Annotated in this window: 18 protein-coding genes and 1 tRNA gene; 11 read left to right on the top strand and 8 right to left on the bottom strand. The window is 70.3% G+C overall.

All coding sequences use genetic code 11. From position 1 onward, the window contains the following. Positions 1–27 precede the first annotated feature (27 nt). Positions 28–393 (top strand): YraN family protein, encoded by a 366-nt coding sequence (locus GTY96_RS09265; protein WP_161664504.1) that lies wholly within the window; start codon positions 28–30, stop codon positions 391–393. 12 nt (positions 394–405) lie between these two features. Next, on the top strand, positions 406–1,239 hold the full coding sequence (gene rsmI / locus GTY96_RS09260; protein WP_143900647.1) for a 16S rRNA (cytidine(1402)-2'-O)-methyltransferase: 834 nt from the start codon (positions 406–408) through the stop codon (positions 1,237–1,239). Positions 1,240–1,274: 35 nt separating this feature from the next. Here the strand turns inward: rsmI and GTY96_RS09255 are convergent, their stop codons facing one another. The 5 genes from GTY96_RS09255 to GTY96_RS09235 all read right to left on the bottom strand — a co-directional run bounded on the left by GTY96_RS09255 (position 1,275) and on the right by GTY96_RS09235 (position 6,606). Next, positions 1,275–2,555: a hypothetical protein gene (locus tag GTY96_RS09255; protein ID WP_143900644.1), complete on the bottom strand. Its 1,281-nt coding sequence runs from the start codon at positions 2,553–2,555 to the stop codon at positions 1,275–1,277. Between the two features lie 79 nt (positions 2,556–2,634). Beyond that, complete coding sequence (locus tag GTY96_RS09250; protein ID WP_143900642.1) at positions 2,635–3,666, bottom strand: peptidoglycan DD-metalloendopeptidase family protein; 1,032 nt, start codon at positions 3,664–3,666, stop codon at positions 2,635–2,637. Between the two features lie 74 nt (positions 3,667–3,740). Further along, complete coding sequence (locus GTY96_RS09245) at positions 3,741–5,165, bottom strand: sigma-54-dependent transcriptional regulator (RefSeq protein ID WP_143900640.1); 1,425 nt, start codon at positions 5,163–5,165, stop codon at positions 3,741–3,743. Between the two features lie 21 nt (positions 5,166–5,186). Then, positions 5,187–6,059 carry an encapsulin nanocompartment shell protein EncA gene (encA, locus tag GTY96_RS09240; RefSeq protein ID WP_143900638.1) on the bottom strand — a complete coding sequence of 291 codons (873 nt, stop codon included), beginning with the start codon at positions 6,057–6,059 and terminating at the stop codon, positions 5,187–5,189. A 58-nt stretch (positions 6,060–6,117) separates the two neighbouring features. After that, entirely contained in the window at positions 6,118–6,606 is a 489-nt protein-coding gene (locus GTY96_RS09235; RefSeq protein WP_143900635.1) for a ferritin family protein, read from the bottom strand. A gap of 166 nt (positions 6,607–6,772) precedes the next feature. Between GTY96_RS09235 and murJ the strand changes: the two genes are divergently transcribed. The 5 genes from murJ (at position 6,773) to GTY96_RS09210 (ending at position 13,346) form a co-directional block, all read left to right on the top strand. Beyond that, the gene (gene murJ / locus GTY96_RS09230) at positions 6,773–8,437 is read left to right on the top strand and encodes a murein biosynthesis integral membrane protein MurJ (RefSeq protein WP_235685496.1); all 1,665 of its coding nucleotides are present in this window, start codon (positions 6,773–6,775) and stop codon (positions 8,435–8,437) included. Between the two features lie 227 nt (positions 8,438–8,664). After that, the gene (locus tag GTY96_RS09225) at positions 8,665–10,689 is read left to right on the top strand and encodes a S1 RNA-binding domain-containing protein (protein WP_161664503.1); all 2,025 of its coding nucleotides are present in this window, start codon (positions 8,665–8,667) and stop codon (positions 10,687–10,689) included. A 47-nt stretch (positions 10,690–10,736) separates the two neighbouring features. After that, positions 10,737–10,810, top strand: a tRNA-Met gene (locus tag GTY96_RS09220). Positions 10,811–11,224: 414 nt separating this feature from the next. Further along, entirely contained in the window at positions 11,225–12,028 is an 804-nt protein-coding gene (locus tag GTY96_RS09215) for an SDR family oxidoreductase (protein ID WP_161664502.1), read from the top strand. 106 nt (positions 12,029–12,134) lie between these two features. Continuing rightward, positions 12,135–13,346, top strand: coding sequence for a lipase family alpha/beta hydrolase (locus GTY96_RS09210; protein WP_161664501.1), 1,212 nt, complete (start codon positions 12,135–12,137; stop codon positions 13,344–13,346). 14 nt (positions 13,347–13,360) lie between these two features. On the opposite strand, the gene GTY96_RS09205 is transcribed toward GTY96_RS09210, so the two are convergent. The 3 genes from GTY96_RS09205 to GTY96_RS09195 form a co-directional block, all read right to left on the bottom strand. Then, the gene (locus GTY96_RS09205; RefSeq protein WP_161664500.1) at positions 13,361–14,425 is read right to left on the bottom strand and encodes a patatin-like phospholipase family protein; all 1,065 of its coding nucleotides are present in this window, start codon (positions 14,423–14,425) and stop codon (positions 13,361–13,363) included. A gap of 81 nt (positions 14,426–14,506) precedes the next feature. After that, complete coding sequence (locus GTY96_RS09200; RefSeq protein WP_143900623.1) at positions 14,507–14,704, bottom strand: hypothetical protein; 198 nt, start codon at positions 14,702–14,704, stop codon at positions 14,507–14,509. Between the two features lie 114 nt (positions 14,705–14,818). Next, positions 14,819–15,550, bottom strand: coding sequence for a 2OG-Fe(II) oxygenase (locus GTY96_RS09195; RefSeq protein WP_143902079.1), 732 nt, complete (start codon positions 15,548–15,550; stop codon positions 14,819–14,821). 229 nt (positions 15,551–15,779) lie between these two features. On the opposite strand from GTY96_RS09195, the gene GTY96_RS09190 reads away from it, so the two are divergent. The 4 genes from GTY96_RS09190 to GTY96_RS09175 all read left to right on the top strand — a co-directional run bounded on the left by GTY96_RS09190 (position 15,780) and on the right by GTY96_RS09175 (position 25,125). Then, positions 15,780–16,577: a hypothetical protein gene (locus tag GTY96_RS09190; RefSeq protein ID WP_143900621.1), complete on the top strand. Its 798-nt coding sequence runs from the start codon at positions 15,780–15,782 to the stop codon at positions 16,575–16,577. A gap of 116 nt (positions 16,578–16,693) precedes the next feature. Beyond that, on the top strand, positions 16,694–18,856 hold the full coding sequence (locus tag GTY96_RS09185; RefSeq protein ID WP_143900619.1) for a flotillin family protein: 2,163 nt from the start codon (positions 16,694–16,696) through the stop codon (positions 18,854–18,856). Positions 18,857–18,902: 46 nt separating this feature from the next. Continuing rightward, positions 18,903–24,413 (top strand): DNA repair ATPase, encoded by a 5,511-nt coding sequence (locus GTY96_RS09180; RefSeq protein ID WP_161664499.1) that lies wholly within the window; start codon positions 18,903–18,905, stop codon positions 24,411–24,413. Between the two features lie 130 nt (positions 24,414–24,543). Further along, entirely contained in the window at positions 24,544–25,125 is a 582-nt protein-coding gene (locus GTY96_RS09175) for a hypothetical protein (protein WP_161664498.1), read from the top strand. Positions 25,126–25,164: the final 39 nt, after the last annotated feature.

Raw genomic sequence — 25,164 nt, 5'->3', positions numbered from 1 at the left:
GGAGGTTGGGCGGGCGGCGGGGGCGGAATGGGGACGCGGCGGGACGTGGGGGACGTGGCGGAAGCGGCAGGTGTGCGCTTGCTGGAGTCGCAGGGCTTCCGGGTGGTGGCGCGCAACTGGACGTGCCGCCATGGGGAGCTGGACATCGTCGCGGAGCAGGGCGACGTCATGTGCTTCGTGGAGGTGCGGATGCGCTCCTCGGCCGTGTGGGGCGACCCGGCGCACACCGTGTCCTTCGCCAAGCAGCGCCGGGTGGTGAAGGCCGCGCTGCACTATCTCTTTCAGAACGGCATCGACGGGCGCATGGTGCGCTTCGATGTCATCTCCGTCGTGGGCCAGGGCGAGCATGCCCGGCTGGAACACATCCCCGCCGCCTTCGACGCCGGCATGTAAAGGAATCCGTCCTTGGCTGGAACGCTCTACCTCGTGGCGACGCCCATCGGGAACCTGGGGGACGTCACCGCCCGCGCCCTGGAGACGCTGCGCTCCGCGGGCTTCCTCGCGTGCGAGGACACCCGGCACTCCCGCATCCTGTTGGATCACTTCGGCATCGGGGGGAAGGACCTGGTGAGCCTGCCCGCCTTCGCGGAAGGCCAGCGCGCCGGACGCATCCTGGACCGCATCGAGGCGGGCGAGGACTGCGCGCTCATCACCGACGCGGGCAGCCCTGGCATCAGCGACCCTGGCGAGAAGCTGGTGGCGGAGGCCCTGGAGCGAGGCCTGAAGGTCGAGCCGGTGCCCGGGCCCACGGCGCTGGTGGCGGCGCTGAGTGCGTCGGGGCTGCCCACCGGCCGCTTCCACTTCCTGGGCTTCCTGCCGCGCAAGGGGCCGGAGCGCCGCGCCATGCTGGACGAGGTGGCCCCGCTGTCCGCCACCTGCGTCCTCTACGAATCCCCGCGCCGACTCGGCGAGACGCTGGCCGACCTCCAGGAGGCCTGGGGGGACCGCCGCGCGTGCGTGGCGCGCGAGCTGACCAAGTTGCACGAGGAGTTCGTCCGGGGGCCGCTGTCCACCCTCGTCGCGCGCTACGCGGGCGAGGAGACCCGGGGCGAGGTGGTGGTGCTGGTGGAGGGCCGCACGGGCGAACAGCGCTGGAGCGAGGACGAGGTGCGCCGCGCGCTGGAGTCGGGCCTCGCTCGCGGCGAGAAGCTCAAGCCGCTGAGCACGGAGCTGGCGCGTCGCGCGGGGTGGCCCGGCCAGGAGGTATACCGGCTGGGCCTGGGGCTGAAGCAGCGGTAGGGCAGGGCCCCCCCCGCTGCTCCAGGCGGGGCCTGTCAGAAGTTGAAGCTCGCGCCCAGGTCGAAGCGGAACGTCGTGCTCTGGATGGCGCGGAAGCGGCGGGACACCGTGTCGTAGCGCCAGTCGAACGTGGGGTTCAGCTCCGGCGAGCCCGGGTTCGAGTCCACGATGCCGTCGCCGTTGAGGTCCTTGCCCAGGGCCTCGGTCGTGAGCAGGTGGTCCGTGTTGTAGAGGAAGTTGCCGGAGGCGCGGATGGTGAAGGCCTCGGCGGCGCGGGCGGTGATGCCGATCTGCCCACCCACCTGGAAGTAGTCCTCCGACGTGAGCAGCTTGCGCAGCGCGGAGGTCAGCTCGTTGTAGTACCGGCCGCGGCCCACGTAGTTGCCCATCAGCCGCAGATCCAACGCGACCTTCTGGGACTTGGCGGTGCTCTCGAAGGGCACCAGCTCCATGCCGAAGAGGAGGCCGGTCTGCGACGGGGAGTGGATGCCCGTCTCCTGGCGATCCCACGGGCCGGTGAAGCAGTTGCCCGGGGCGCCCAGGTTGCCGGGGTTCGTGCCGGCCTGGTCGCAGTTGGAGTACGCCTTGGGGCCGCGCACCGGGATGGTGTGGTAGGCCTTGAAGTACGGATCCGCCACGCCCATGCGCCGCGAGAAGGACGTGTAGAGCTGGTACTTGTGGACGCGGTCGCCCACGTTGCCGCGATCGCCGTCCGGGTCCGTGTTGTCCACGCTCGGATCGCGCTGCTTGGCGGTGGGCGCCTCGTAGTCGATGCCGATGATCCACGTGGGCTTGGTGTCGTCCTTCAGCTGGTTGAAGAAGGCGTACGCCAGCCCGAAGTGGACGTTGCCCAGCCCGCCCCGGTAGCTCTCCTGGGGGACGGAGAAGAGGCGGCCCACGCAGCCTTCGGGGGAGTAGGGCGACCCGTCCGCGTTGAAGCAGCTGTTGACGATGGTGGAGTTGTCCTGGTTCGTGCCCGACACGAAGTCCCAGGACTCGTTCTGCTGGAAGACGATGGGCAGCTTGAAGCTGAACTCCAGGTCCTTCCACAGGCCAAAGGAGACGCCCAGGTTCAGCCGCGCGTCCACGCCCTTGTACCAGAGCTCGTTGACCTCCCGGACCGACGAGCCGCTCCCGGGGAGCTGCTCGCGGACGATCTTCGCGCGCGTCTGCGAGCGCTCGAAGCCGACGTCGAGGAAGAGGTCGAACGGATCATCATCCTCGAAGGAGGAAGCAATCCGGGTGATCTCCGCCGCGCTGGCGGCGAAAGGCACGCCCAGCGTCAGCGCGGCGATGACGGCGCGAAACCTGTGCATCCACAACCTCCGACGACCCACGGCCCAGAGCCTGCCAGCTAGCCGTGCCGTCGGAGGAGTGTCAAGAAATGGGTGGTCGTTACTTGCCCGCCACGGGTGTCCCCAGGAGCCCGTCCAGCCGCCGCACCTCGGTGTCGAAGGCCCCCTTGTGGGCGGCCGCCAGACTGGCCCGGAAGGTCTTGTGCTGGTCGAAGGGGTCCAGGACCCGGTCGTCCCCGGTCATCAGCTGGTAGTGCAGGTGCGGGGCGAAGGAGTGGCCCGTGTTGCCGCTCTGGGCCAGCACCTGGCCCGCCGACACGCGCATCCCGGGCTGCACGGCGCGGGGCAGCTCCGCCAGATGCAGGAAGAGGGCGCGGCGGCCCTTGCCTCCGGACTCCACCAGCTCGATGCAGTTGCCGTTGCTGCCGAAGTTCCAGTTCTTGCGCTTGACGACGCCCGCGAACGGAGCCCGGACGGAGGTGCCCACCGGGGCGCGGAAGTCCACGCCCTTGTGGCCCCGGCCGTCGCGCAGCAGGGAGGTGATCTGCTCGTAGGTGTCGATGGGCGAGTGCTCCATCCGCAGCTCCAGCTCATCGCCGCTCGGCAGGTAGTAGTGGGAGCTCGTCTCACCCGGAGCCTGGAAGCGGTAGGCGCGGTGCGTCTGGCCCGTCTTGCCGCTCACGAAGCGCACCGCGTACACCAGCGGCTCCTCGCTGGGGCGGCGCTGGTAGAGCACGTCCAGGGTGTCACCCCGGAGGATCTCCCCGGGTACACGCACCCACCACACCAGCGTGCGCGTCACCACCTGGGCCAGGGCGGGGCCCACGGTCGAATCGGAAGCCTGGACGAGCGCGGTCTCCAGCGGGCCCTCGATGCGGATGGACGCGCGCTCCATGCCCGCGGCCTTCACCGGGTCGGTGGCCGCGGGCGGCGCCACCGGGGCCTGCGCCACGGTGCCCGCGTCCACCGGGGCGGCGGGCTGGGAGGCGACATCCATGGGGACGTCCGCCATGCGCTGTTTCCACCACCACACGCCACCCGCGGCCGCGCCGAGGATGACGGAGACGGCAACCACCGGTCCGAAGGGATTGCGCTTCGGTGGGCCACCGAGGGTGGGAAGATTCGGCCGCATTCAGACTCCCTGAGGGTAAGAAGGTACGCGGGCCCGAAACCGCCGGCGAAACGGCGATATTTCGGCGCCCGGGGCTACTCGTCCGGGCCGTCTTCCTGACCGTCCGGGGTGGTGTCGCGCAGGCCGAACTCCTTCATCTTCGTCTGGAGCGACTTGCGGCTGATCTGCAGGAGGCGTGCGGCGCGGGTGACGTTGCCGCCGGTCTCCTCCAGCTTCTTGACGATGAGGTCCCGCTCCAGCTCCGCGGCCTTCATCCGCACGATGTCCTTGAGGCCCACCTCGCCCACGGGGACGTCCAGCGTGCCCAGCGAGGCGCCCACCGAAGCCCCTGCCTGGACGCCCGCTCCGCCGCGCACCGGCTCCGGCAGGTCCTTGGAGGTGATGAGGGGCCCGTCCGCGAAGAGCAGCACGCGCTCGATGAGGTTCTCCAACTCGCGGATGTTGCCCGGCCACGCGTAGGCCTGGAGCAGGGCCAGCGCGTCGTCGGCGATGCCTTCGATCTTCTTGTGGAGGCGCCGGTTGTACTTGTCCACGAAGTGCTGGGCGAGCATCGGGATGTCGCTGCGGCGCTCGCGCAACGCGGGCAGCACGATGGGCACCACGGCCAGCCGGTAGTACAGGTCCTTGCGGAAGCGGCCCGCCTCGATCTCCGCCTGGAGGTCGCGGTTGGTGGCGGCCACCAGCCGGACGTTCACGCGCGTCGTCTTGATGCCGCCCACGCGCTCGAACTCGCCTTCCTGGAGCGCGCGCAGGAGCTTCACCTGCATCTCGACGGGGATCTCGCCGATCTCGTCCAGGAAGAGGGTGCCCTCGTCGGCCAGCTCGAAGCGGCCGGGCTTGGACGTGACGGCGCCGGTGAAGGCGCCCTTCTCGTAGCCGAACAGCTCGCTCTCCAGGAGCGTGGCGGGGATGGCGGCGCAGTTGATCTTGATGAACGGCTTGTCGCGGCGGCTGGACGCGCCGTGCAGCGCGGTGGCGATGAGCTCCTTGCCCGTGCCGCTCTCGCCGGTGATGAGGACCGTGGAGGGCGTGTCCGCCACCTTGTCGATGATCTTGTAGACGTCCTGGATGGCGGGCGACTCGCCGATGATGGCGGAGCGGGCCTTGTGATCCGCCCGCACGGAGCGCTTGGCGCTCTCGTTCGTCTTGGCCGCCTTGGCCACGACGGAGGACAGCTCCGCCTGATCGAAGGGCTTGGTGATGTAGTCGAACGCGCCCGCCTTGATGGCTTCCACGGCGGAGTCCACGGTGCCGTGCGCGGTGATGATGATCACCGGCACGTCCGGGTTGGCGGTGCGCACGGCGGCGAGTACTTCCATGCCGCCCAGCTTGGGCATCACCAGGTCGGTGACGACGATGTCCGCGCCGTTCTTGTGGAACTCGGCCAGGCCCTGCTCGCCGTTCTCCGCCACGGTGACGTCGAACCCGTCGCGGCGCAGCAGGGCGGCCAGCACCTTGCGCAGGTTCGTTTCGTCATCGATGACCAGGACCTTCGCCATGGGACTCCGTGCGCAAAGCGACTAGCGGCCCGCCGGAGAGGCGGAGGGGAGGGCGCCTTCCAGCGTGCAGATGGCGTCCGGGTGCTTGATGCGCAGCAGCAGCGACTCCAGCACGCGGAAGGGGTGGTTCATCTTGCTGGCGCCCAGGTAGGCCGCGACCATGTCCATGGCCACCGCCAGGTCCATGTTCTCCCGGCCGGTGGACACCACCACGCCCGACTCGCCGCGCAGGCGGTTGGACTGGTAGACGCCGTCGGAGGCCAGCTGGCGGATGGTCTCGATCTCCAGCACGCCCGTCTTCTCGTAGATGCGGTGCAGCTGCGAGTACAGCCGGGGCGACAGCACCACGGCGTACGGCCCGAAGTGGCCGGCCTCGTTGAGCTTGCGCGTGGCCTCCACGATGGTCTGGAAGCCGCCGCCCGGCGCCGTCCAGTCCCCCAGCGTGGCCGTGAGGCGGCCGTTGGCCGTCATCAGGCCCTCGTAGCCCAGGCGCTGGTCGCCGTAGAAGATGAGCTCGTCTTCCTGCTGCGCGCACAGCGCGGCGGCGCCCGCGGCGGCGGACACGTCCAGCGGCATGTTGTGCGTGCGCGCCGCCTCGATGTCCCGCCAGTGGAGCAGGAAGTCCTTGTAGATGATCGGGATGGTCTTGAACTTGCGCACGTCGGTGAAGACCATCGCGGTCTCCTGCTCCCCGACGATGTCCACCGCGCCCGGGGACACGCCCTGGAACTCGTCGTAGGCCACGGTCTGCACGCCGGCGCCCAGCGGTCCGTAGATGTCCAGGATGCGGCGGCCCACCAGCGACCGGCGCGCCACCTGGATCACCGTCTCGTTGAGGCGCGCCCATTCCTCTTCGCGCAGCGGGTTCTCGGCATGTCCAAGAAAATCAGGCATCGGTGTCTCCGTCACGGGAGCGGCAGAGGAGGGGAGGGAAAAGAACGCTGCGAAGGCTTCAGCGGCCGCCACCGGAACCACCACCTCCGCCGCCGCGGCGCAGGGTGCCCACGGTCAGAGGGTGGCTGTTGGCGGAAGGCGGCGGCGCGGGCACGCCATAGATGAGGCGTTGGGGCGGCAGGGACGTGAGCGGCTCGGCGGCGATGCGGCCCACCGTGGGAGGGGCGTGCGACACCGCGGGCGAGGGTTCCTCGCCGGGCCCGGCCGGCTCGGAGGAGGCGCCCCCCATGGCGGACTGGAAGTGGCCGGGGACGAAGGGCTTGGCGAAGTGCGCGTCCTGCCCCTTGTCGAGCATCCGGAGCATGTGGGTGGCTTCGGACACGTGCTCCTTCTCCTCCGCCGCCAAGTGGAGGAAGAAGGCGCGGACCTCCGGGTTGGAGGAGTCCTCGGCGAAGGCCTCGTACTCGTTGATGGTCTCCAGCTCGCGTGCCAGCACGGCGCGGATGCGCGCGACGTCGGACCGCTCGGTGTCGGACTTTCCGGCCATTGGGCGGACCCTCGCAACCCGTGGGGGCACCGTCAAGTGAAACAGCGGTCGAAGGGTTTCCTGCTGCAAGGCGAAGAACGCCGGACGTAGAGTCCGCCCCTTCGTGACCGCCCCTGCCCCTGCCTCGCCGCCTTCGTCCGCCACCCCGGCCGCTCCCCCACCGGCCATGACCGAACGCGCGGGAGGCCGGGGCGCGATGCTGGTGGGCATTGGCATCCTGGCGTCGCGGCTGATGGGGCTGGTGCGCGAGCGCGTCTTCGCGCACTACCTGGGCAACGCGGAGGCCGCCGCCGTCTTCAAGGCCGCGCTGCGCATCCCCAACTTCCTCCAGAACCTCTTTGGCGAAGGCGTGCTGTCGGGCTCCTTCATCCCCGTCTACGCCCAGCTCTTGGGCAAGAAGGACGCGGAGGAGGCGGACCGGGTCGCGGGGGCGGTGTTCGGGCTCCTGGCCCTGGCCACCGGCGTGATGGTGGCGCTGGGCATGCTGGCCACGCCCCTGTTCGTGGACCTCATCGCGCCGGGCTTCCATGGCAACGAGCGGGACCTGGCCGTGCGGCTGGTGCGCGTCCTGTTCCCCGGCACGGGCTTCCTCGTGCTGAGCGCCTGGTGCCTGGGCATCCTCAACAGCCACCGGCGCTTCCTCCTGTCGTACCTGGCGCCGGTGGTGTGGAACCTGGTCATCATCGCCACGCTGCTGGCGGTGGGGGGCCGGTACGCGTCCGGGGGCCGCGCTGCCGAGGAGGCCCTGACGGAGTGGCTGGCCTACGGCGTGGTGCTGGGCAGCTTCCTCCAGTTCGCGGTGCAGGTGCCCACGGTGCTGCGCCTGCTGGGCCGCTTCCGCCCGGTGCTGTCGCTGGCGAGCACCTCCGTGCGCCAGGTGCTGAAGAACTTCGGGCCGGTGGTGCTGGGGCGGGGCGTGGTGCAGTTCAGTGCGTGGGTGGACACCGCCTTCGCGTCGCTCATCTCCAACCGCGCGCTGTCGTCGCTCCTCTACGCGCAGACCATCTACCTCATCCCGGTGAGCCTCTTCGGCATGGCGGTGTCCGCCGCGGAGCTGCCGGAGATGGCGCGCGCCACGGCGGAAGGGGATGCGGACGCGCACGCGAAGCTGCGAAGCCGCATCGACGCGGGCTCGCGGCGCATCGCCTTCTGGGTGGTGCCGTCCGCCGCCGCGCTGCTCTTCCTGGGCGACCTCGTGAGTGGCGCGCTCTTGCAGACGGGCCGCTTCGGCGCGGCGGACTCGCGCTACCTCTGGTACCTGCTGATGGGCGCGGCGGTGGGCCTGGTGGCCTCCACCGTGGGCCGGCTCTACGCCTCCGCCTTCTACGCGCTGAAGGATCCGAAGACGCCCCTGCGCTACGCCGTCGTGCGCGTGGCCCTGGGCACCGTGAAGGCCTGGTTCCTGGCGCTGTGGCTCCCGGAGCGCCTGGGCCTGCCTCGCGAGCTGGGCGCGGCCTTCCTCACCCTGTCCAGCGGCATCGTGGCCTGGGTGGAGACCACCCTCCTGCGCCGCAAGCTGAAGTCGAGGGTGGGGCCCGTGGGCCTGCCGCCAGGGCTGCTGCCCCGGCTGTGGGGCGCGGCGGCGGTGGGCGGGCTCGTGGCGCTGGCGGTCAAGCAGGGCCTCACCGCCCTCCTGGGCCCCATGCCCGGGGTGGCCGCGGAGTGGGGCGGCGCACTGCTGGTGCCGCCCCGGCTGCACCCGGTGCTGGGGCTGGCGGCGACGGCGGTGCCGTTCGGGGTCGTCTACTTCGCGGTCTCCGCCCTGCTCGGCGTGCCGGAGGCAGGCGCCGTCTTCCGCAAGGTGGGGCGGCGGCTGGGGCTGGCCCGCTAGACGCGGCGCGGCGCAAGGCAGGACGGCTGCTCTCCAGGCGGTGCTTGGGGGCGCAAACGGAATGCAGGACAGCCCCCTTTCCGTTGCGATAGGAGGCCGATTGTGAGGGGGATGGCCGTATGCGGCTTCCTCCGGGCATGGCGCGCGTGTAGAGTGCGCCGCCTTTTTCAAGAGGCCCTGACTTCACGAAAGTCCTGGGTCGAAATCGTCAACGGAAGGTCTCGGCAGTGAGCGACGAGAAGAGCGGCGGTAATTCGGGCGGTCCTGGCGGTTTCGGTCCCAAGAAGCCGAAGGCCACGTTTGGCGACGTGATGCTGGGCATCCCTTCCGGGGGCCAGGGCAACGAGCGCGGTGGCGGCGGCCGTGGCGGTGGTGGCCGTGACGAGCAGCGCGGCCCGGGCCGCGGTGAGCGTGGCCCGCGCGACGCGCAGGCGCAGCCGCGTCCCCAGGGAGATGCGCCCCGGGGCGGCGGCGAGCGCGGCGGTGGCCGTGGCGGCGGCGAGCGCCGGGGTGGCAGCGGCGGTGGCGGCGAGCGCCGTCCCTCCGGCCCCATGGTGGTCGTGAAGCGCGCCTCCGGCTCCATCGAGACGCGCGCCCTGGAGGGTGACAAGCCCGCCGAGGCGACCGCGACCGCGGAGCAGACCGGCGCCGACGCGCAGGCCTCTGCGGCTTCCTCGCCGGCTCCGGCGCCGCGTCCGGTGACGCCGACCCCCGTGCCCTCCAGCCCTCTGTACGAGGAGGTCCCGGAGACCGAGTCCTTCGCCGACATGTTCGAGGCGCAGGTCAAGGACGGTGGCGCTCCCGGCCGCCGCGGCGTGCGCGTGGGCGAGAAGGTCGCCGGCACCATCTTCCAACTGGGCGCGGACACCGCGTTCGTGTCGCTGGACGGCTCCGCGAAGTCGGAGGCGATGATCGAGCTGCGCGAGCTCAAGGACGACGAGGGCATCCTGCGCTTCGGCGTGGGCGACCGCCTGGAGGCGCACGTGGTGGAGATGGGTGCCCGGGGCATCCTGCTCAGCCGCGCGCTGGCCAAGGGCAACGCTTCCATGGCGATGCTCGCGGAGGCCCGCGCCTCCGGCATGCCGGTGGAGGGCCTGGTCCTCAGCGTCAACAAGGGCGGCGTGGAGGTGGCGATCGGTGAGACGCGCGCCTTCTGCCCCATCAGCCAGCTGGACATCCGCTTCGTGGAGAAGCCGGATCAGTTCATCGGCGAGAAGCTCCAGTTCCGGGTCACGGAAGTGCGCGACCGCAACGTGGTGCTGTCGCGCCGCTCGCTGCTGGAGGACGAGCAGCGCCGGCTGGCCACGGAGACCCGCAAGAACCTGGCCGTGGGCAAGACGGTCAAGGGCAAGGTCTCCGGCGTGCGCGACTTCGGCGTGTTCGTGGACCTGGGCGGCGTGGAGGGCATGATCCCCGTCTCCGAGCTGTCCTACACGCGCGTGGCGCACCCCAGCGACGTCGTGAAGCAGGGCGACGAGGTGGAGGTGGAGATCCTCCGCATGGAGGAGGGCCAGCCCAACTCCCCGGACAAGGCGAAGCAGAAGGAGCGCATCACCCTGTCGCTGCGTTCGCGCCAGGAGGATCCGTTCAAGAAGGCGCTGGAGGAGATCAAGGAGGGCGACCGCCTGCAGGGCAAGGTCGTCCGGCTCCAGCCCTTCGGCGCGTTCGTGGAGCTGCGCCCGGGCGTGGACGGCCTGGTGCACATCTCCGCGCTGAGCGACCGGCGCATCGCCCACCCGCGTGACGCGGTGAAGGAGGGCGAGGTCATCTGGGTGTCCGTCGAGAAGATCGACCCCAACGACAAGCGCATCGGCCTGCGCCGCATCTCCGAGGAGGAGGCGCAGCGTCCGCCCGAGGAGCGTCCCGCGCAGCAGGCCAAGGCCGAGTCGGCCCCGGCGCAGCCCGCGGCGCCCCGCCCGAAGGTCGGCGCGGTCGTCGTCGGCAAGGTGGATCGGCTGGAGCCCTACGGCGTGTTCCTCGCCTTCCCGGGCGGCAAGGGCCTCATCCCCGCCAGCGAGACGGGCACCGACCGCGGCACGGACATGCGCAAGCACTTCTCCATCGGGCAGGAGCTGAAGGTGGCGATCATCGACATCGACGCCTCCGGGAAGATCCGTCTGTCCATTCCCGCGGCCATCCGCGCCGAAGAGCGCGCCGAGGTGGAGGCGTGGCAGAAGACGCAGCAGCCGCAGGGCGCTGGCAAGAAGGGCTTCGGCACCTTCGCGGACCTGCTCAGCAAGTTGGGTAAGTAGTTGTTGACGCTGACGAGGGGCTGACGTACTTAGCCTCTCGTTCTCGCCGCGGGGTGGAGCAGCCTGGTAGCTCGTCGGGCTCATAACCCGAAGGTCGCAGGTTCAAATCCTGCCCCCGCAACTTTCAGAGACCCCGGCTTCCAAGCGATTGGAAGCCGGGGTTTTTGTTTTTCAATTCATGGCACGCGCCACTTGGGACGGCGGATCGCCCCAGGGGCTTCCTCTCCAGCGAGCAAGCCAGGGCGCGCCTGATGCCGGACGCGAGGTGGCGCAGCGTCATGGAGCTGACGCCGCCATCGGCCATGGGGGCCACCGCGAGTGACTTCGACGGATACCGCTCCGTCGAGCGCCCCGTGGTGCGCGTGCTCTCGCGGCGGAACTGGTGCTTCATCCTTCGTCTTGATCAGACCGTGTTGCACGAAGGTCCGCTCCAGTGGGCGGAGCGGCTGTCCGGGAAGCCCTCCGGCTGCTCGGAACTTCGGCGCGATGGGGTCCATGGCGCGAACGCGCCGCCTCAAGGGGGAGGTCGCTCGAAATGGCCAGCAAGGACCGGTTCGCCGGAAAGGTCGTGTGGGTCACGGGCGCGTCGTCGGGCATCGGCGAGGCGCTCGCGCTGGCCTTCGCTCAGGCTGGCGCGCGGCTGGTCCTCTCCGCGCGGCGTGAAGCCGAGCTGCGGCGGGTCGCGGCGCGGTGTGGAGCGGCGGAGGTCTTCATCGTGCCGCTCGACCTCTCGGTGTCCGACGACTTCCCCCGCCTCGTCGAGCACGTGCTGGAGCGCTTCGGGCGAATCGACATCGTGGTTCACAACGGCGGAATCAGTCAGCGCTCGCTCGTGGAGGACACGGCGATGGACGTGCATCGACGCATCATGGAAGTGGACTACTTCGGCACGGTCGCGCTGACGCGAGCGGTCCTGCCCACCCTGCTGAGCCAGCGAAGTGGGCACTTCGTCGTCATCACCAGCGTGATGGCGAAGGTCGGCACTCCGCTCAGGTCCTCCTACGCGGGCGCGAAGCACGCACTGCACGGATTCTTCGATTGTCTTCGGGCCGAGACCGCCGCGGACGGTGTGTCGGTGTCCCTGATCATGCCGGGCTACGTCGCGACCAACGTCAGCCGCAACGCGCTGACGGCGGAGGGGGAGCCCACGGGGAAGGACGAAGCCACGACGGCGAACGGCGCGACCCCCGCCGAGACGGCGGCCCAGATTCTCTCCGCGGTCGCGCGCAAGCGCTCGGAGGTCTACGTCGGACGGTGGGGCAAGGATCGCCTCGCGCTCACCCTGAAGCGGTTCCTCCCGGCCCTCCTGGAGCGGATGGTTCAACGCTCCTCGCGCTGAGCCACACGCTTGCTCGGGTGAAAGCCCAGGCGGACTGGCGCGGTTGACGGCGAACCTACGGATGGGTAGGTTACGGTTCGGTAGGTTTGACATGGGGGTGCTCGCCATGAACCGTCAGTCGCCGGGAACACGGAAGAACGCGGATGCCTTGCGTGGGGCCAGTCGCCTCGCGGTGCAGGCCACCCAGGGGGTGATGGGGCTGGTCGAGGAGATGCACTGCACCATCGCGAGCGGGCCGTCCGTGCTGGGCAGGCCCTTGGAGCGCCCGGCGCGGCTCTTCACGGGGTGGCTCTACGGAACGCTCCAGGGGGTCACCCGGCAGGTCGGGATGGGGCTCGACGCCGTGCTGGAGCAGCTCACGCCCTGGCTGGGGGACAGTGCTCCGGGGCCCCAGCGGGAGGCCGTGGTCTCCGCGCTGAATGGCGTGCTGGGGGATGCGCTGGAGGAGGGGGGCAACCCGCTCGCGATTCCGATGTCATTCCGGAGCTCCGGGCGGGCGCTGGGGCTTTCGCCAGACGCTCTGCGTGAAGCCCTGCCTGGAGCTGGCGGCCAGCTGCTCGTGCTGGTCCACGGCTCCTCGATGAATGATCTGCAATGGAGCCGGTCGGGGCACGACCACGGCGCGGCGTTGGCGCGCGACCTCGGGTTCACGCCCGTCTATCTCCACTACAACAGCGGCCTGCACATCTCCCGCAATGGCCAAGCGTTCTCGGAGTTGCTGGAGCAGTTGGTGGCCTCCTGGCCCGTGCCGCTCGAATCGCTGACGCTCGTGGGCCACAGCATGGGCGGGCTGGTGGCCCGGAGCGCATGCCTCGCCGCGGAGGCGGAAGGGCGTGGCTGGCGCCCCTGGTTGCGCAAGCTCGTCTGCCTCGGTACGCCGCACCAGGGCTCACCGCTGGAGCGGGGCGGGAGCTGGGTGGATGTGCTGCTCGAGGTCAGCCCCTACAGCGCGCCCTTCGCGCGCCTCGGCCGGATTCGAGGCGCCGGGGTCACGGACCTGCGCTTCGGCAACGTGCTCGATGAGCACTGGGCGGGGCGGGAGCGCTTCGGCTGGGCTGGGGATGCGCGCCGCCAACTCGCGCTGCCAGAGGGGGTGGAGTGCTACGCGGTCGCCGCGACCACCGCTCGGACGCTGGCGGAGCGGCTTCCCGGGGACGGGCTGGTCCCGGTGGACAGCGCGCTCGGGCGGCACGCCCAACCAGAGCTGACGCTGCGGTTTCCTGACGCGAACCAGCGCATCGTCCTCGGCGCGAACCACCTTGATCTGCTCAATCACCCGGAGGTCTACGCCGCGCTTCGCACGTGGCTCACCCCCTGAGCCGGGCCGCGCGCTTAGAGCGGCTGCACGTGATCCGCGATGCGGCCCGTGGCGATCAGCCCGCGCAGCTCGTCGGACATGCGCTCGCCCTCGGCCAGCACCTGCTTCCATGCGCGGATGCGGTCCGCGTCCTTCATCTTCGTGAAGTCGGCTCGGTCAGGGATGCGCCTTCCGGGCAGCCGCTCCAGGTGCGCGGGCGACGGGGTGATGATCAGCGCGCGCCGGAAGTTGAGCGGCCCCGCGCGGCGCCACTTGAGCGACTTGTCGAACCAGCCGGGCACGACGTACGGATAGAAGTGCGGATAGAGGACCAGCCCGTCCCCCGCGCCGTAGTCGACATCCAGGTGGTAGTCGACGACGCCTCCGTCCCGGTACGTGCCCGGCGGCGCTCCCGGGATGTCGTGGACGCCCGCGATGACGAGCGGGATGGAACCCGACGCGAGCAGGGCGGGGCGCAGGTTGTCGCGGGTGAGCGCGCGGTGCGCGGACGGCAGGTCCTTCAATCCCGCGAAGGGGCTGGTGTCCCCAGCGGTGTGGAAGATCACACGCTCCATCTGGAGCCCCAGGGTCTTGCGGCTCACCGCGTTCGCCAGCGCGCCGAGCACGAAGCCCGCGAGCTGCACTCCGGAGCGCTCCACCGCGAGCAGGCCCTTGCACCGGGTCGTCACCACGTGCAGGCGTGCCCACGGGTGCATCAGGATCTCCTCCGCGCCGTCCGGACCCAACAGGGACTCCAGCACGGTGGCGCTCACCTCGCTGACGAGCGGGGGCGGCGGCTTCGGTGGATAGCGCTGCTCCAGGTACGCCTCCGCGAACCGCTTCATCGCGGCCACAGGATCCTTCTGCGCCAGACACGCCAACCGCCAGCTCCCGATGGAGCTGCCGATGAGATGCAGGGGCCGCGCTCGGGGCTGCTGGAGGAGTTCGCCGAACAGCACGCGGTCGATTCCCTCCAGCCCCAGCCACTTCGGGCCGCCGGACGCGCCTGGAAGAATGTCCACGTCCTCCGCGCGCAGACCGCGCTCCCGGAGGATGCGCAGGGCGTCGGGACCCGCAAGCAGCGTCAGGCTCTGGCTCATCGCGGGCGCGGACCCTAGCAGGCCCGGGGCGGGGACCGTCCGCGAAGAACGCCTCGCGAAGGTCCCGGAGTCCGCTGTCGCTCAGCGCGGGTCGTCCTTGGGTTCTGAATCCAGCGGATGGAGCGTGACCACCTGATGGCCGTCCTCCTCCGGCTCACTGCGCGCCTCCTCCAACTCCTCCGGTGTCTGGGGCGCGCGTTCGGAAAACGCGTCGTTCTCGAGGTGACGCTGGCGTTGCTCGCTCGTCTCGCCGTACCCCTCTAGCTTCTTTCCCGTCATGGTCGTGCTCCCTCGCGGAAGGTGGACCTCAAGGGTTGATACGACGCGCGGTGGGCGCAAGCGGAGGCCTGCCCGGGCGACTGGGCGCTGTGGGAGCGGGGCTGCGGCAGAGACTCACTCCTCCAGCGTCCCCACGGAGGGCGCCACGCCGTCGCGCTCGCGCTGGGACTCCAGATAGGCGGAGAAGCCCGCCTTGGATTGGATGCGGAAGGCGGGGAGGCGGGCGAGCACGTCCTCCCGGAAGGCGTACTGCTCGCAGACCAGGCTCGCGCGCAGCGCGCCTTCCGGGCCGCCGGTGAACGGCTGCACCTCGTGCTGGAGGTCTCCCTGGAAGTGGACCAGCAGGCCCGGCCGGGGGCGCACCTCGCCCCGGAGTTGGTTGTCGCGGAGCAGCCGCAACGCCCCTCCCCGCGCGCCCTGGGGAACACGCAGGTAGAGCACGCTCACGTGCTCCGGCGTCGCGTCCGGAACGCCGCTCGGCTCCTGCAACGTCGCGTCGATGTGGCGGCCCACGGGCGTGCCCGCGTCCAGCAGCAGCAGGTTCAGGTAGAACGCGTTGGGACGGGGCCGTGGGGCGCGACCTCCGAACCAGCGCCGCGTCCATGGCTGGAGTCCCTTCGCGCTGTCGCCATCCAGGGTGCGGCGCAGGAACGCGGTCAGGAACGGGAAGCGCGCCTCCAGCGTCGCTCGGCCCTCCGCGGTGAAGATGAACGCGAAGCCCCGGCTCGCCCGGAACGTCCCCATCAGCGGACTGCGCGCGACGAAGCGGGAGCCGAGCAGGGCATCTCCCAAGGCCGCCAACTCGGCGCGGGGCAGGGCGTCGCGGTGGGTGACGTACTCGGGCACGGGCGCCACGCTAGCGCCTTCCCAGCGCGGTGGAGAGCGGCCACGCCTCCTGCCCGGGTGGGCCTCGCGCCTCCCCGCGGCCCGCTTCACGCCCGCCGGGGTGGCAATCCGGGGCCATTCCGCCCGCAAGGACGGCTGCCGGCCGGAAAAGCCCCAGGTGGCATTTTCGGATGGCGCTGCAGTCGCTTAGAATCCGTTGCGACTCCCACCTCTTCTTGATTCCCGAGGCATGACGACCTTCCTCGACGCCCTGGTGGCGTTCCCCACCGCGATCTTCACCATCCTCCTCGGGGTGACGCTGGCCTATTGGCTGTGCGTGATCATCGGCGCGGTGGGCATCGACCTCCTGGATGGCGACCTGGACCTGGAGGGCGGCGCCAAGGCGGTGAGCGGCGCGTTCGAGGGTGGCGCCAAGGCGACCTCGGGGATGCTGGAGGGCGGCGCGAAGGCCGTCTCCGGCCACGGGCACTCGCACCTGCATGACGCGGAGGCCGCCACGGGCCTGCTCGCGGCGCTGGGCTTTGGCGGCATCCCCGTCACCGTGTCGGTGAGCCTGGTGGTATTCCTGTCCTGGTCGCTGTCGCTGGTGAGCGGACAGCCCACGCACGCGGCGCTCTCCATGCTGCCCTCGTGGCTCGTCAGCACGGGCCTGGGCCTCGTCTGCGCGGCGGTGGGCCTGGTGGTGGGCGGGCTCGCGGTGCGCCCGCTGCGCCCCATCTTCATCGCCAAGCGCGCCCCGGGCCGCGACGCGCTGATGGGCCGCGTGTGCATCATCTCCAGCGGCAGCGTGACGGCGAAGGACGGTCACGCGACGTTCGACGACGGCGCCGCGGGCCTCATCCTCAACGTCTTCTGTGACAAGCCCAACCAGCTCAAGCGCGGCCAGCCGGCGTTGATCCTCGGCTACGACGCGGAGCGCGGCGTGTACGAGGTGGAGCCGGTGGACTGGCTCCTGCCCCAGGAACTGGAGCAGCTGCGCGATCCGCTCAAGGCAGCGGCCATCGCGCGCGCCCGCGCCCAGCGATGAACATTGGCGTCCTCCGGCTCCTCCGGACGGGCGCGACAATCGGCACCGGGTGGCTTTCGCGGGGGACCCCGAGTGCTTGGAACAAGGCCCGCCCAACGGACTTCACAGGATAGGCCATGGATCCCATCAGCCTTGCAGCAATCATTGGCGGCGGCATCATCATCCTTTTCGGCATCTTCGTCAGCGTGGCCAAGTTCTACCGCCAGGTGGATCAGGGCAAGGTGCTCATCGTCAACACCATGAAGACCGAGCCGACGGTGACCTTCACCGGCGCCGTGGTGCTGCCCATCGTCCACCGCGCGGAGGTGATGGACATCTCCCTGAAGACGGTGGAGATCGACCGCCGCGGCAAGGAAGGCCTCATCTGCCAGGACAACATCCGCGCGGACATCAAGGTCACCTTCTTCGTGCGCGTGAACAAGACGCGCGAGGACGTGCTCAAGGTGGCCCAGTCCATCGGCTGCGCGCGCGCGTCGGATCACCAGACGCTGGAGAACCTCTTCGAGGCCAAGTTCTCCGAGGCCCTCAAGACGGTGGGCAAGAGCTTCGACTTCGAGCAGCTCTACACCAAGCGCGATGAGATCAAGGACAAGGTGGTGGAGACCATCGGCCGCGACCTCAACGGCTACATGCTGGAGGACTGCGCCATCGACTTCCTGGAGCAGACCCCGGTGGACATGCTCGACAAGGACAACATCCTGGACGCCCAGGGCATCCGGAAGATCACCCAGCTCACCACCGAGCAGAACGTCTTCACCAACGAGCTGCGCCAGTCCGAGCGCATGGCCGTGACCAAGCGCAACGTCGAAGCCGACGAGGCCATCTTCGCCCTGGAGCGTCAGCGCGAGGAGGCGTCCGCCAAGCAGCGCCGGGAGATCGACAGCATCCAGGCGCGTGAGACGGCCGAGGCCGACCGCGTGAAGAGCGAGGAGTTCGCCAAGGCGCAGCTGGCGCGCATCAAGGCGGAGGAAGAGATCGCCATCAACGAGGAGAACAAGCAGCGCCAGGTGCAGGTGGCCCAGAAGAACCGCGAGCGCGTGGTGGGCGTGGAGTCCGAGCGCGTGGAGAAGGACCGCGCCCTGGAGGCCATCAACCGCGAGCGTGAGACGGAGCTGCAGCGCATCGCGAAGGAGAAGGCGCTGGAGTCGGAGAAGAAGGCCATCGCGGACGTGGTGCGCGCCCGCATCGCGGTGGAGAAGACCGTCGCCCAGGAAGAGGAGAACATCAAGGACCTGCGCGTGACGTCGGAGGCCAAGCGCACCAAGGAGGCGGTCATCATCAACGCCCAGGCGCACGCGGAAGAGGCCTCCGTGAAGGACATCCAGGCCGCGGACGCGAGCGCGAAGATCGCCGTGTTCCTCGCCAAGGAGAAGCTGACCCTGGCGGAGGCCGACCTGGAGGCCGCGGACAAGCAGGCCAAGGCGAAGATGCGGCTGGCCGAAGGCGTCCAGGCCGAGTCCGCCGCCGCGGGCCTGGCCAGCGTGCGCGTGCGTGAGGCGGACGCGGTCGCCACGGAGAAGCTGGGCATGGCGCAGGTGCGCGTGAAGGAGGCCGAGGCCTCCGTCATCCAGAAGCAGGGGCAGGCCCAGGCCGCCGCGGTGCGCGAGAAGCTGCTCGCCGAGGCCGCGGGCTCGGAGGAGAAGGGCCTGGCGAACGCCCGCGTGCAGGAAGCGGAAGCCGGCGCCATCCACAAGCGCGGCGAGGCGGAGGCGTTCGCCACGCGCGAGAAGCTGCTCGCCGAGGCCGCCGCCATCCAGGAGAAGCTGATGGCCGAGGCCCGGGGCCTGTCGGAGAAGGCCACCGCGATGAAGGCCCTGGACGGCGTGGGCCGCGAGCACGAGGAGTACCGCCTGCGCCTGCAGAAGGAGCGCGACGTGGAGCTGGCCGCCATCAACGTGCGCAAGGACATCGCGCAGGCCCAGGCCACCGTGCTGGCCCAGGCGTTCGGCAACGCGAAGTTCCAGATCGTCGGCGGCGACGGCAAGTTCTTCGAGAACTTCGTCAAGGCCGTGACCTTCGGCAGCTCGGTGGACGGCGCGCTGGACCACGGCGATGCGCTGAAGAAGGCGCTCGGCGGCTACCTCAACGGTGAGAAGGACCTGCCGGCGGACCTGAAGGAGATCCTCTCCAAGCCGGGCCTCACCAACGACGCGCAGAACCTGGCCGTCGCCGCGCTGCTCAACCGCATGTCCGTGAGCCCCACCGAGTCCACCGCCGCCGGGCTCAAGGCGCTGGTGCAGTCAGAGGCCGCGGCCCTCGCGCCGAAGCAGCAGGGCTGAGTCTCCGGCGCACCGCGAACCGCATTCCTTTCTTCGGTGAACATCCATGGCAACTGACAGCGGCAAGACCCCGGGCACCCAGGTGCCCGGGGGCGAGGCGACGCTGGAGGGCGGCAGCTACGAGGTCATCCGTGCGCGCCTCCTCTCCCAGGCGGACGCGCTGGCGACCCGGGCGAACGACCTCAACGGGCGGCGCAAGGCGCTGTTCGGCGGCACGGAGCTCACCGTCATCGGAAACGAGCGGGTGCGCACGGAGAACAACTGCGTCCCCCGCGACATCGTCAGCGTCGGGAAGTACCTCCTCTTCGGCTACAACGTCTTCATCGGCCTGAAGAAGGAGACGGTCGTCTCGGACGTCTTCTCGCTGCACCGCTTCGAGAAGACGGCCGAGGGCTTCGACCTGTCCGCCGTGCCCGCCACGGAGGCCGGCGGCTTCCTGGCGGACCCCCGGTTCGTGAAGGACTTCGGGGAGCTGTACAAGTACTACAAGGACGCGAAGCTCCTGCAGCTGCGGCGGCGGGACTCGCGCCTCCTGGCGGTGTTCCAGACGGGCCAGTCCGCGCGCGACCTCAAGGTCTTCCGCTTCAACGTGGACGTGGAGGGCCGCGCCACCTACGTGGACAACCAGGGGGAGCGCGACCACGTCTATCCGCCGTCGCATGACTTCGAGTGGACGGTGGCCACGCGCGAGCAGTACGTGCTGGGCCAGCACCCGCACGTCAACGTGTTGGATCAGGTCTTCGTGGAGACGGTGAAGGGCGACCTCACCGTCAAGGTGGAGAACAACACCGCCACCGGCCTGGGCATCTACAGCGAGCCGGTGGACGACCCGGACCAGTCGCTGGACGACGCGGAGTTCGCCTGGACGCAGGTGGGCGGACTCATCCTGCTGCGCATCCTCCCGTTCCGGGAGAAGGCGCACCGCTACCTCGTCTTCAACTCGCGCACCCAGCACGTGGTGCGCATCGACGCCATCGGCCAGTCCTGCGTCCGGCTGCCGGAGGACCAGGGCATCGTCTTCCCGGGCGGCTACTACCTCCAGACGGGCGACTTCAAGGTCTTCGACGGCGCGTCGGAGGGGATGGAGTTCCACCAGGCGGTGCGCTCGCCCAACGGGGAGGACGTGCTCTACGTCTTCCACCGCCGGGACGAGGGCGCGTACGTGCTCTTCCCGTACAACCTGGTGCGCAAGGAGGTTCAGACGCCGCTGCTGGCGCACGGCATGAGCCTCTTCGCGGACGGCGGGCTGGTGGTGTTCCGCGCCACGTCGCAGGAGCCCACGCGCGTGCACCCCATGCAGGTGTGGCAGACGCCGTTCGTCTCAGACGAGCACGCGGCGCAGCTGCCGCCCGCGCCGGGCTACCTGGGCAAGGTGGGCAACGCGGAGCTGGTGCGCGGCATCAGCGACGCGCTGACGCTGCCTCGCGTGGCGAAGACGGACAAGCCCACGCGCCGCACCTACGAGGACCTGGTCTCCGCGGCCACGCGGGCGCTGGACGCGTACTACTGGCTGGGCCACGCGGAGGTGTCGCTCCAGGAGCCCATCGAGCTGCTGCGCCGCACCTCCGAGCTCATCATCGATGAGTTCGAGAAGGTCCTCGCGATGCGCAAGCGCGCGGAAGAGTCCTTCGCGCAGGCCGCGCAGGCGCAGGAGACGCTGCTGCTCAACGCGCAGCCGGAGGGGCTCACCGACGCGGAGGGCTTCATGCGCGCGCTGGCGGACCTGCGCCGGCACCGCGGGCACCTCATCACGTTGAAGGACGTGCGCTACATGGACCTGGGGCGCGTGGACGCCCTGGAGCAGGCGGTGGTGGCCGCGTCCGACGCCGTGAGCACGGCGTGCGTGGACTTCCTCCAGAAGGGCGAGGCGCTTCAGCCGCTGGCCACGCGGCTGGACGGCCTGATGGAGCGCCTGGAGCCGCTGGCGACGACGGTGGAGCTGGCGCCCCTGGCGGAGGACGTGGAGCGCACCGGCCAGGGCCTGGAGGTGCTGGGCGAGGTGGTGGGCGGCCTCCAGGTGGGCGACCCGCTGGCTCGGGCGCGCATCCTGGAAGGCATCTCCGAGCTCTTCAGCCGCCTGAACCGCGTGCGCGCGGGGCTCCAGGCGAAGCGCAAGGAGCTCTCCGGCCGGGAGAAGCGCGCGGAGTTCGGCGCGCAGTTCAAGCTGCTGGGGCAGAGCATCGAGAACGCGCTGTCGCAGGCGGACTCCCCGGAGAAGTGCGACGAGGCGCTCTCCAAGCTCACCGTGCTGCTGGAGGAGCTGGAGGGCCGCTTCGGCGAGTTCGACGAGTTCCTGGGGCAGATCACCCAGAAGCGCGAGGAGCTGCTGGAGGCCTTCGGCGCGCGCAAGCAGTCGTTGGTGGACGAGCGCCAGCGCCGGGCCTCGGGCCTCTTCGGCGCGGCGGAGCGCATCCTCCAGGGCGTGCAGCGGCGGGCGAAGTCGTTCAAGGCGGACGACGAGCTCAACGCCTACTTCGCGTCCGACGCGATGATCCTCAAGCTGCGGCAGCTGGCGGAGCAGCTGCTGGCGCTCCAGGACAGCGTTCGCGCGGACGAAGTGCTGTCGCGGGTGAAGTCCGCGAAGCAGGACGCCCTGCGGGCCCTGCGCGACAGGCAGGACCTGTTCGAGGGGGGCGAGGGGCTGATCAAGCTGGGGCCCTACCGCTTCCACGTCAACACCCAGCCGCTGGAGCTGACGCTGGTGCCGCGCGACGGCGCGCTGTTCCTCCAGCTCACCGGCTCCGACTACACGCAGCGGCTGGAGGACCCGGAGCTGCTCAAGTACCGGGACCTCTGGGAGCAACACCTGGCCTCCGAGACGCGCGACGTCTACCGCGCGGAGTACCTGGCCGCCGGGCTGTTGATGGACGCCGAGGAGGGCAAGGGCGGCCTGTCGCTCACGGCGCTCTACGAGGCCGGGGCGCAGGGACAGCTGCTGGAGCGCGTGCGCGCGTACGCGGCGGACCGCTTCGACGAGGGCTACGAGCGCGGCGTGCACGACGCGGACGCGGCGGCGCTCCTGGAGAAGCTGCTCGCGCTGCATCAGGGCGCGGGCCTGCTGCGCTTCGCCCCGGTGCCGCGCGCCTGGGCCGCGCTCTACTGGGCGTTCGACTCCGACGACGTGCTCCGGGGCGTGTTCCACCGGCGCGCGCGCAGCCTCGCGAGGCTGCGGCAGGCGTTCGACATCGGCTCGGACCTGGTGGCGCTGGGGGATGAGCTGGGCGAGCGCGTGCTCGCGTTCCTCCAGGGCCACGGCCTCCAGGCGTCGCCCGCGGAGGGCCGGCAGGCGGGCCGCTACCTCGTGGAGGAGCTGGCGGTGGACCGCCCGCGCTTCACCACCAGCCGCGAGGCCCTGGCGCTGAAGGACGCCTTCCTCGCGCACCTGGAGCGGCACGGCTCACGCGGCGCGTTCGACGACGACCTGCGGGGGCTGGAGAAGAACCTGCCGGAGCGCCTGCGCATCGCCCGGGCGTGGGTGGAGGCGTTCCTGGCCCGCCGCGAGGGCGGACCGGGGGAGGCGGCCCACGTCGCGCTGGAGACGGCGGTGGTGCTCCTCACGGAGCGCAAGCTGGACCGGGAGGCGGCGGGGGCCCTGACCTCCATGGAGGCCACCGGCCTGCTGGGCAGCCACCCGCGCGTCCAGGACCGGAAGCTGTCGCTGCGGCTGGATGAGTTCCTCGCGCGGCTGGGCGAGTTCCGCCAGGTGCGCGTGCCCGCGTACGCGGCCTACCGCGCGTACCTGCGCGACCTGCTGGACAAGGAGCGGCGCAAGCTGCGGCTGGAGGAGTTGACGCCCAAGGTGCTCACGAGCTTCGTGCGCAACCGCCTCATCGACGAGGTGTACCTGCCGCTCATCGGCGCGAACCTGGCCAAGCAGCTGGGCGCGGCGGGCGAGGGCAAGCGCACGGACCGCATGGGCATGCTGCTGCTCATGTCTCCGCCGGGCTACGGCAAGACGACCCTGATGGAGTACGTGGCCAGCCGCCTGGGCCTCACCTTCGTGAAGGTGAACGGGCCCGCGCTGGGCCACGCCGTGAAGTCGCTGGACCCGTCGGAGGCGCCCAACGCCACCGCGCGGCAGGAGGTGGAGCGCATCAACCTGTCCTTCGAGATGGGCAACAACGTGATGCTCTATCTCGACGACATCCAGCACACGGACCCGGAGCTGCTCCAGAAGTTCATCTCCCTGTGCGACGGCCAGCGCCGCGTGGAGGGCGTCTGGAATGGCCAGACGCGCACGTATGATCTGCGCGGCAAGAAGTTCTGCGTGGTGATGGCCGGCAATCCCTACACGGAGACGGGCGAGCGCTTCCGCATCCCGGACATGCTCGCCAACCGCGCGGACACGTACAACCTGGGCGACATCCTGGACGGCAAGGAGGAGCTGTTCGCGCTCAGCTACCTGGAGAACTCGCTCACCTCCAACCCGGTGCTGGCGCCGCTGGCCACGCGCGACCCGCAGGACGTGCACCGCCTCATCCGGATGGCGAAGGGCGAAGAGGTGCCGGCGGGCGAGCTGAAGCACGGCTACGCGGCGGCGGAGCTGCAGGAGATCGTCGCCGTCTTCCAGCGCCTGTTCCGCGTGCAGCAGGTGCTGCTCAAGGTGAACCTCCAGTACATCGCGTCCGCCGCGCAGGACGAGCGCTTCCGCAGCGAGCCCGCCTTCAAGTTGCAGGGCAGCTACCGCAACATGAACAAGATGGCGGAGAAGGTCGTCTCCGCGATGACGGACGACGAGCTCGAGCGCCGCATCGACGACCACTACCAGGGCGAATCCCAGACGCTCACCACCGCCGCGGAGCAGAACCTGCTCAAGCTGGCGGAGATGCGCGGGCGCCTGACCCCGGAGAAGGCGAAGCGCTGGGAGGAGATCAAGCAGGGCTTCGCCCGCGTGAAGCGCATGGGGGGCAAGGAGGACGACCCCGTGGCCCGCGTCACCGGCCAGCTGGGCGCCATCGAGGAGCAGCTCGGCTCCGTGCGCGACGCGGTGGTGCAGGCCGCCGCCCAGGTGGGAGCCTCCAGCGAGGAGCCGCCGGTGGCCCCGCACCTGGAGGCGCTGCGCGAGGCGGTGCTGGAGGTCGCCCGCGTGGGCCGCGCGGCCGCCTCGAAGCCGCCTCCGCTGCCGGTGTCCATCCCCGCCGCGCCGCCCCCGGCCCCGGACCTGGCCCCGTACCTCAAGCACCTGGCCCAGCTGCTCAAGGCCCTCACGGAGCGGGTGGCCGCGCAGGCCGAGGCCCCCACGCTGGTCAACGCCCCCATGCCCGCGCCCGACCTCGGGCCGTACATGGCGCAGCTCTCCAAGGCCCTCACGGCCCTGGCGGACCGGCCCGTGTCGGTGGCCCTGCCGTCACCCGCGGAGTCGCTCCAGCGCGCGGCGAGCGGTCCGTCTCCGGCGGAGCTCAGCCGGCAGATCGAGCTGGTGGAGGGCGCGCTGCTCCCCTTGGAGCGCGCTGCCCGCCGCAACGTCCAGGGCGAAGGGGAGGGCATCAAGGCCCTCCAGGTCTGGCAGGGCGTGACCGAGGCGCTGGAGCTGCTGCGCGGCATGCTGCGGCGCTAGCAGGGTCAGGGGATTCCGAGGGTGGCCGCGCACCCATCGATGCAGGATGCAACGGTTTGGGAGAAGGGTTTTCACGTCTGGCATTTGCCTTTATAGGGGCGGCGCGGTCCAACCCCTGGAGGGCAATGCCATGCATCTCATCAAGTCCGTTGTTTCCCTTGTCGCGGTGGTCGCGGTCACGGCGTGTGGTGGAGTGGAGCAGCAGGGAGGGCTCGGCACGCAGGAGGCGGCGTTGGTGTCGGGGACGTCTCAGGGCTGCCTGTTCAAGGTGTCCTCCGCGGCGAGGCCCGGACCGGTCCCTCCCATCTTCGACGTGACGGTCACCCGCTACGCGAGCAGCACCTGCGCCTGGGGGGCGGGCAGCGTGCTGGTGGGGACCCCCAGTGCCCGGCAGCCCACCGTCTCCCTGGCGGCGAATGAGCTGGGAGTGGCGGTGGCGTACACCTATGGGAAGTACGCTGGCTCCGTGTCTCTCAAGCACCTGTCGCCGGACACGTTGACCGTCGTCCGGACCGAGGGCCTGGGCCCCACCAGCCCCCTGGGCTCCATCGGCTCTGCGGACCTGGTCATTGAGTCGGACGGGACGACGCTGACCGTCTCTGGAACCAAGAACTGGCCCATCATCGGGGAGACGGGCTCTGGCGATAACTACGTCGCCACCTACCCGGACTTCTTCACCAGCACCACGGCCCCGTCCATCGTCGCGTTCTAGCGTCGCGACGGTCCGGCCGCCGTGGGGTGGCTTCGTATT

Origin of the sequence: Corallococcus silvisoli (assembly GCF_009909145.1) — a bacterium.
In the GTDB taxonomy this organism is placed as follows: Bacteria; Myxococcota; Myxococcia; order Myxococcales; family Myxococcaceae; genus Corallococcus; species Corallococcus silvisoli.
The sequence above is the reverse complement of the archived record's forward strand: the minus strand, read 5'-3'. Positions and strand labels throughout refer to the sequence as shown.

Bases quoted from the DNA above. Each gene is read 5' to 3' on its own strand.
- GTY96_RS09190 (WP_143900621.1), top strand. From the start codon at position 15,780: ATGACGACCTTCCTCGACGCCCTGGTGGCGTTCCCCACCGCGATCTTC.
- GTY96_RS09205 (WP_161664500.1), bottom strand. From the start codon at position 14,425: ATGAGCCAGAGCCTGACGCTGCTTGCGGGTCCCGACGCCCTGCGCATC.
- encA (WP_143900638.1), bottom strand. From the start codon at position 6,059: ATGCCTGATTTTCTTGGACATGCCGAGAACCCGCTGCGCGAAGAGGAA.
- GTY96_RS09235 (WP_143900635.1), bottom strand. From the start codon at position 6,606: ATGGCCGGAAAGTCCGACACCGAGCGGTCCGACGTCGCGCGCATCCGC.
- GTY96_RS09265 (WP_161664504.1), top strand. From the start codon at position 28: ATGGGGACGCGGCGGGACGTGGGGGACGTGGCGGAAGCGGCAGGTGTG.
- GTY96_RS09210 (WP_161664501.1), top strand. From the start codon at position 12,135: ATGAACCGTCAGTCGCCGGGAACACGGAAGAACGCGGATGCCTTGCGT.
- GTY96_RS09180 (WP_161664499.1), top strand. From the start codon at position 18,903: ATGGCAACTGACAGCGGCAAGACCCCGGGCACCCAGGTGCCCGGGGGC.
- GTY96_RS09185 (WP_143900619.1), top strand. From the start codon at position 16,694: ATGGATCCCATCAGCCTTGCAGCAATCATTGGCGGCGGCATCATCATC.
- GTY96_RS09245 (WP_143900640.1), bottom strand. From the start codon at position 5,165: ATGGCGAAGGTCCTGGTCATCGATGACGAAACGAACCTGCGCAAGGTG.
- GTY96_RS09250 (WP_143900642.1), bottom strand. From the start codon at position 3,666: ATGCGGCCGAATCTTCCCACCCTCGGTGGCCCACCGAAGCGCAATCCC.
- murJ (WP_235685496.1), top strand. From the start codon at position 6,773: ATGACCGAACGCGCGGGAGGCCGGGGCGCGATGCTGGTGGGCATTGGC.
- GTY96_RS09175 (WP_161664498.1), top strand. From the start codon at position 24,544: ATGCATCTCATCAAGTCCGTTGTTTCCCTTGTCGCGGTGGTCGCGGTC.
- GTY96_RS09255 (WP_143900644.1), bottom strand. From the start codon at position 2,555: ATGCACAGGTTTCGCGCCGTCATCGCCGCGCTGACGCTGGGCGTGCCT.
- GTY96_RS09200 (WP_143900623.1), bottom strand. From the start codon at position 14,704: ATGACGGGAAAGAAGCTAGAGGGGTACGGCGAGACGAGCGAGCAACGC.
- GTY96_RS09215 (WP_161664502.1), top strand. From the start codon at position 11,225: ATGGCCAGCAAGGACCGGTTCGCCGGAAAGGTCGTGTGGGTCACGGGC.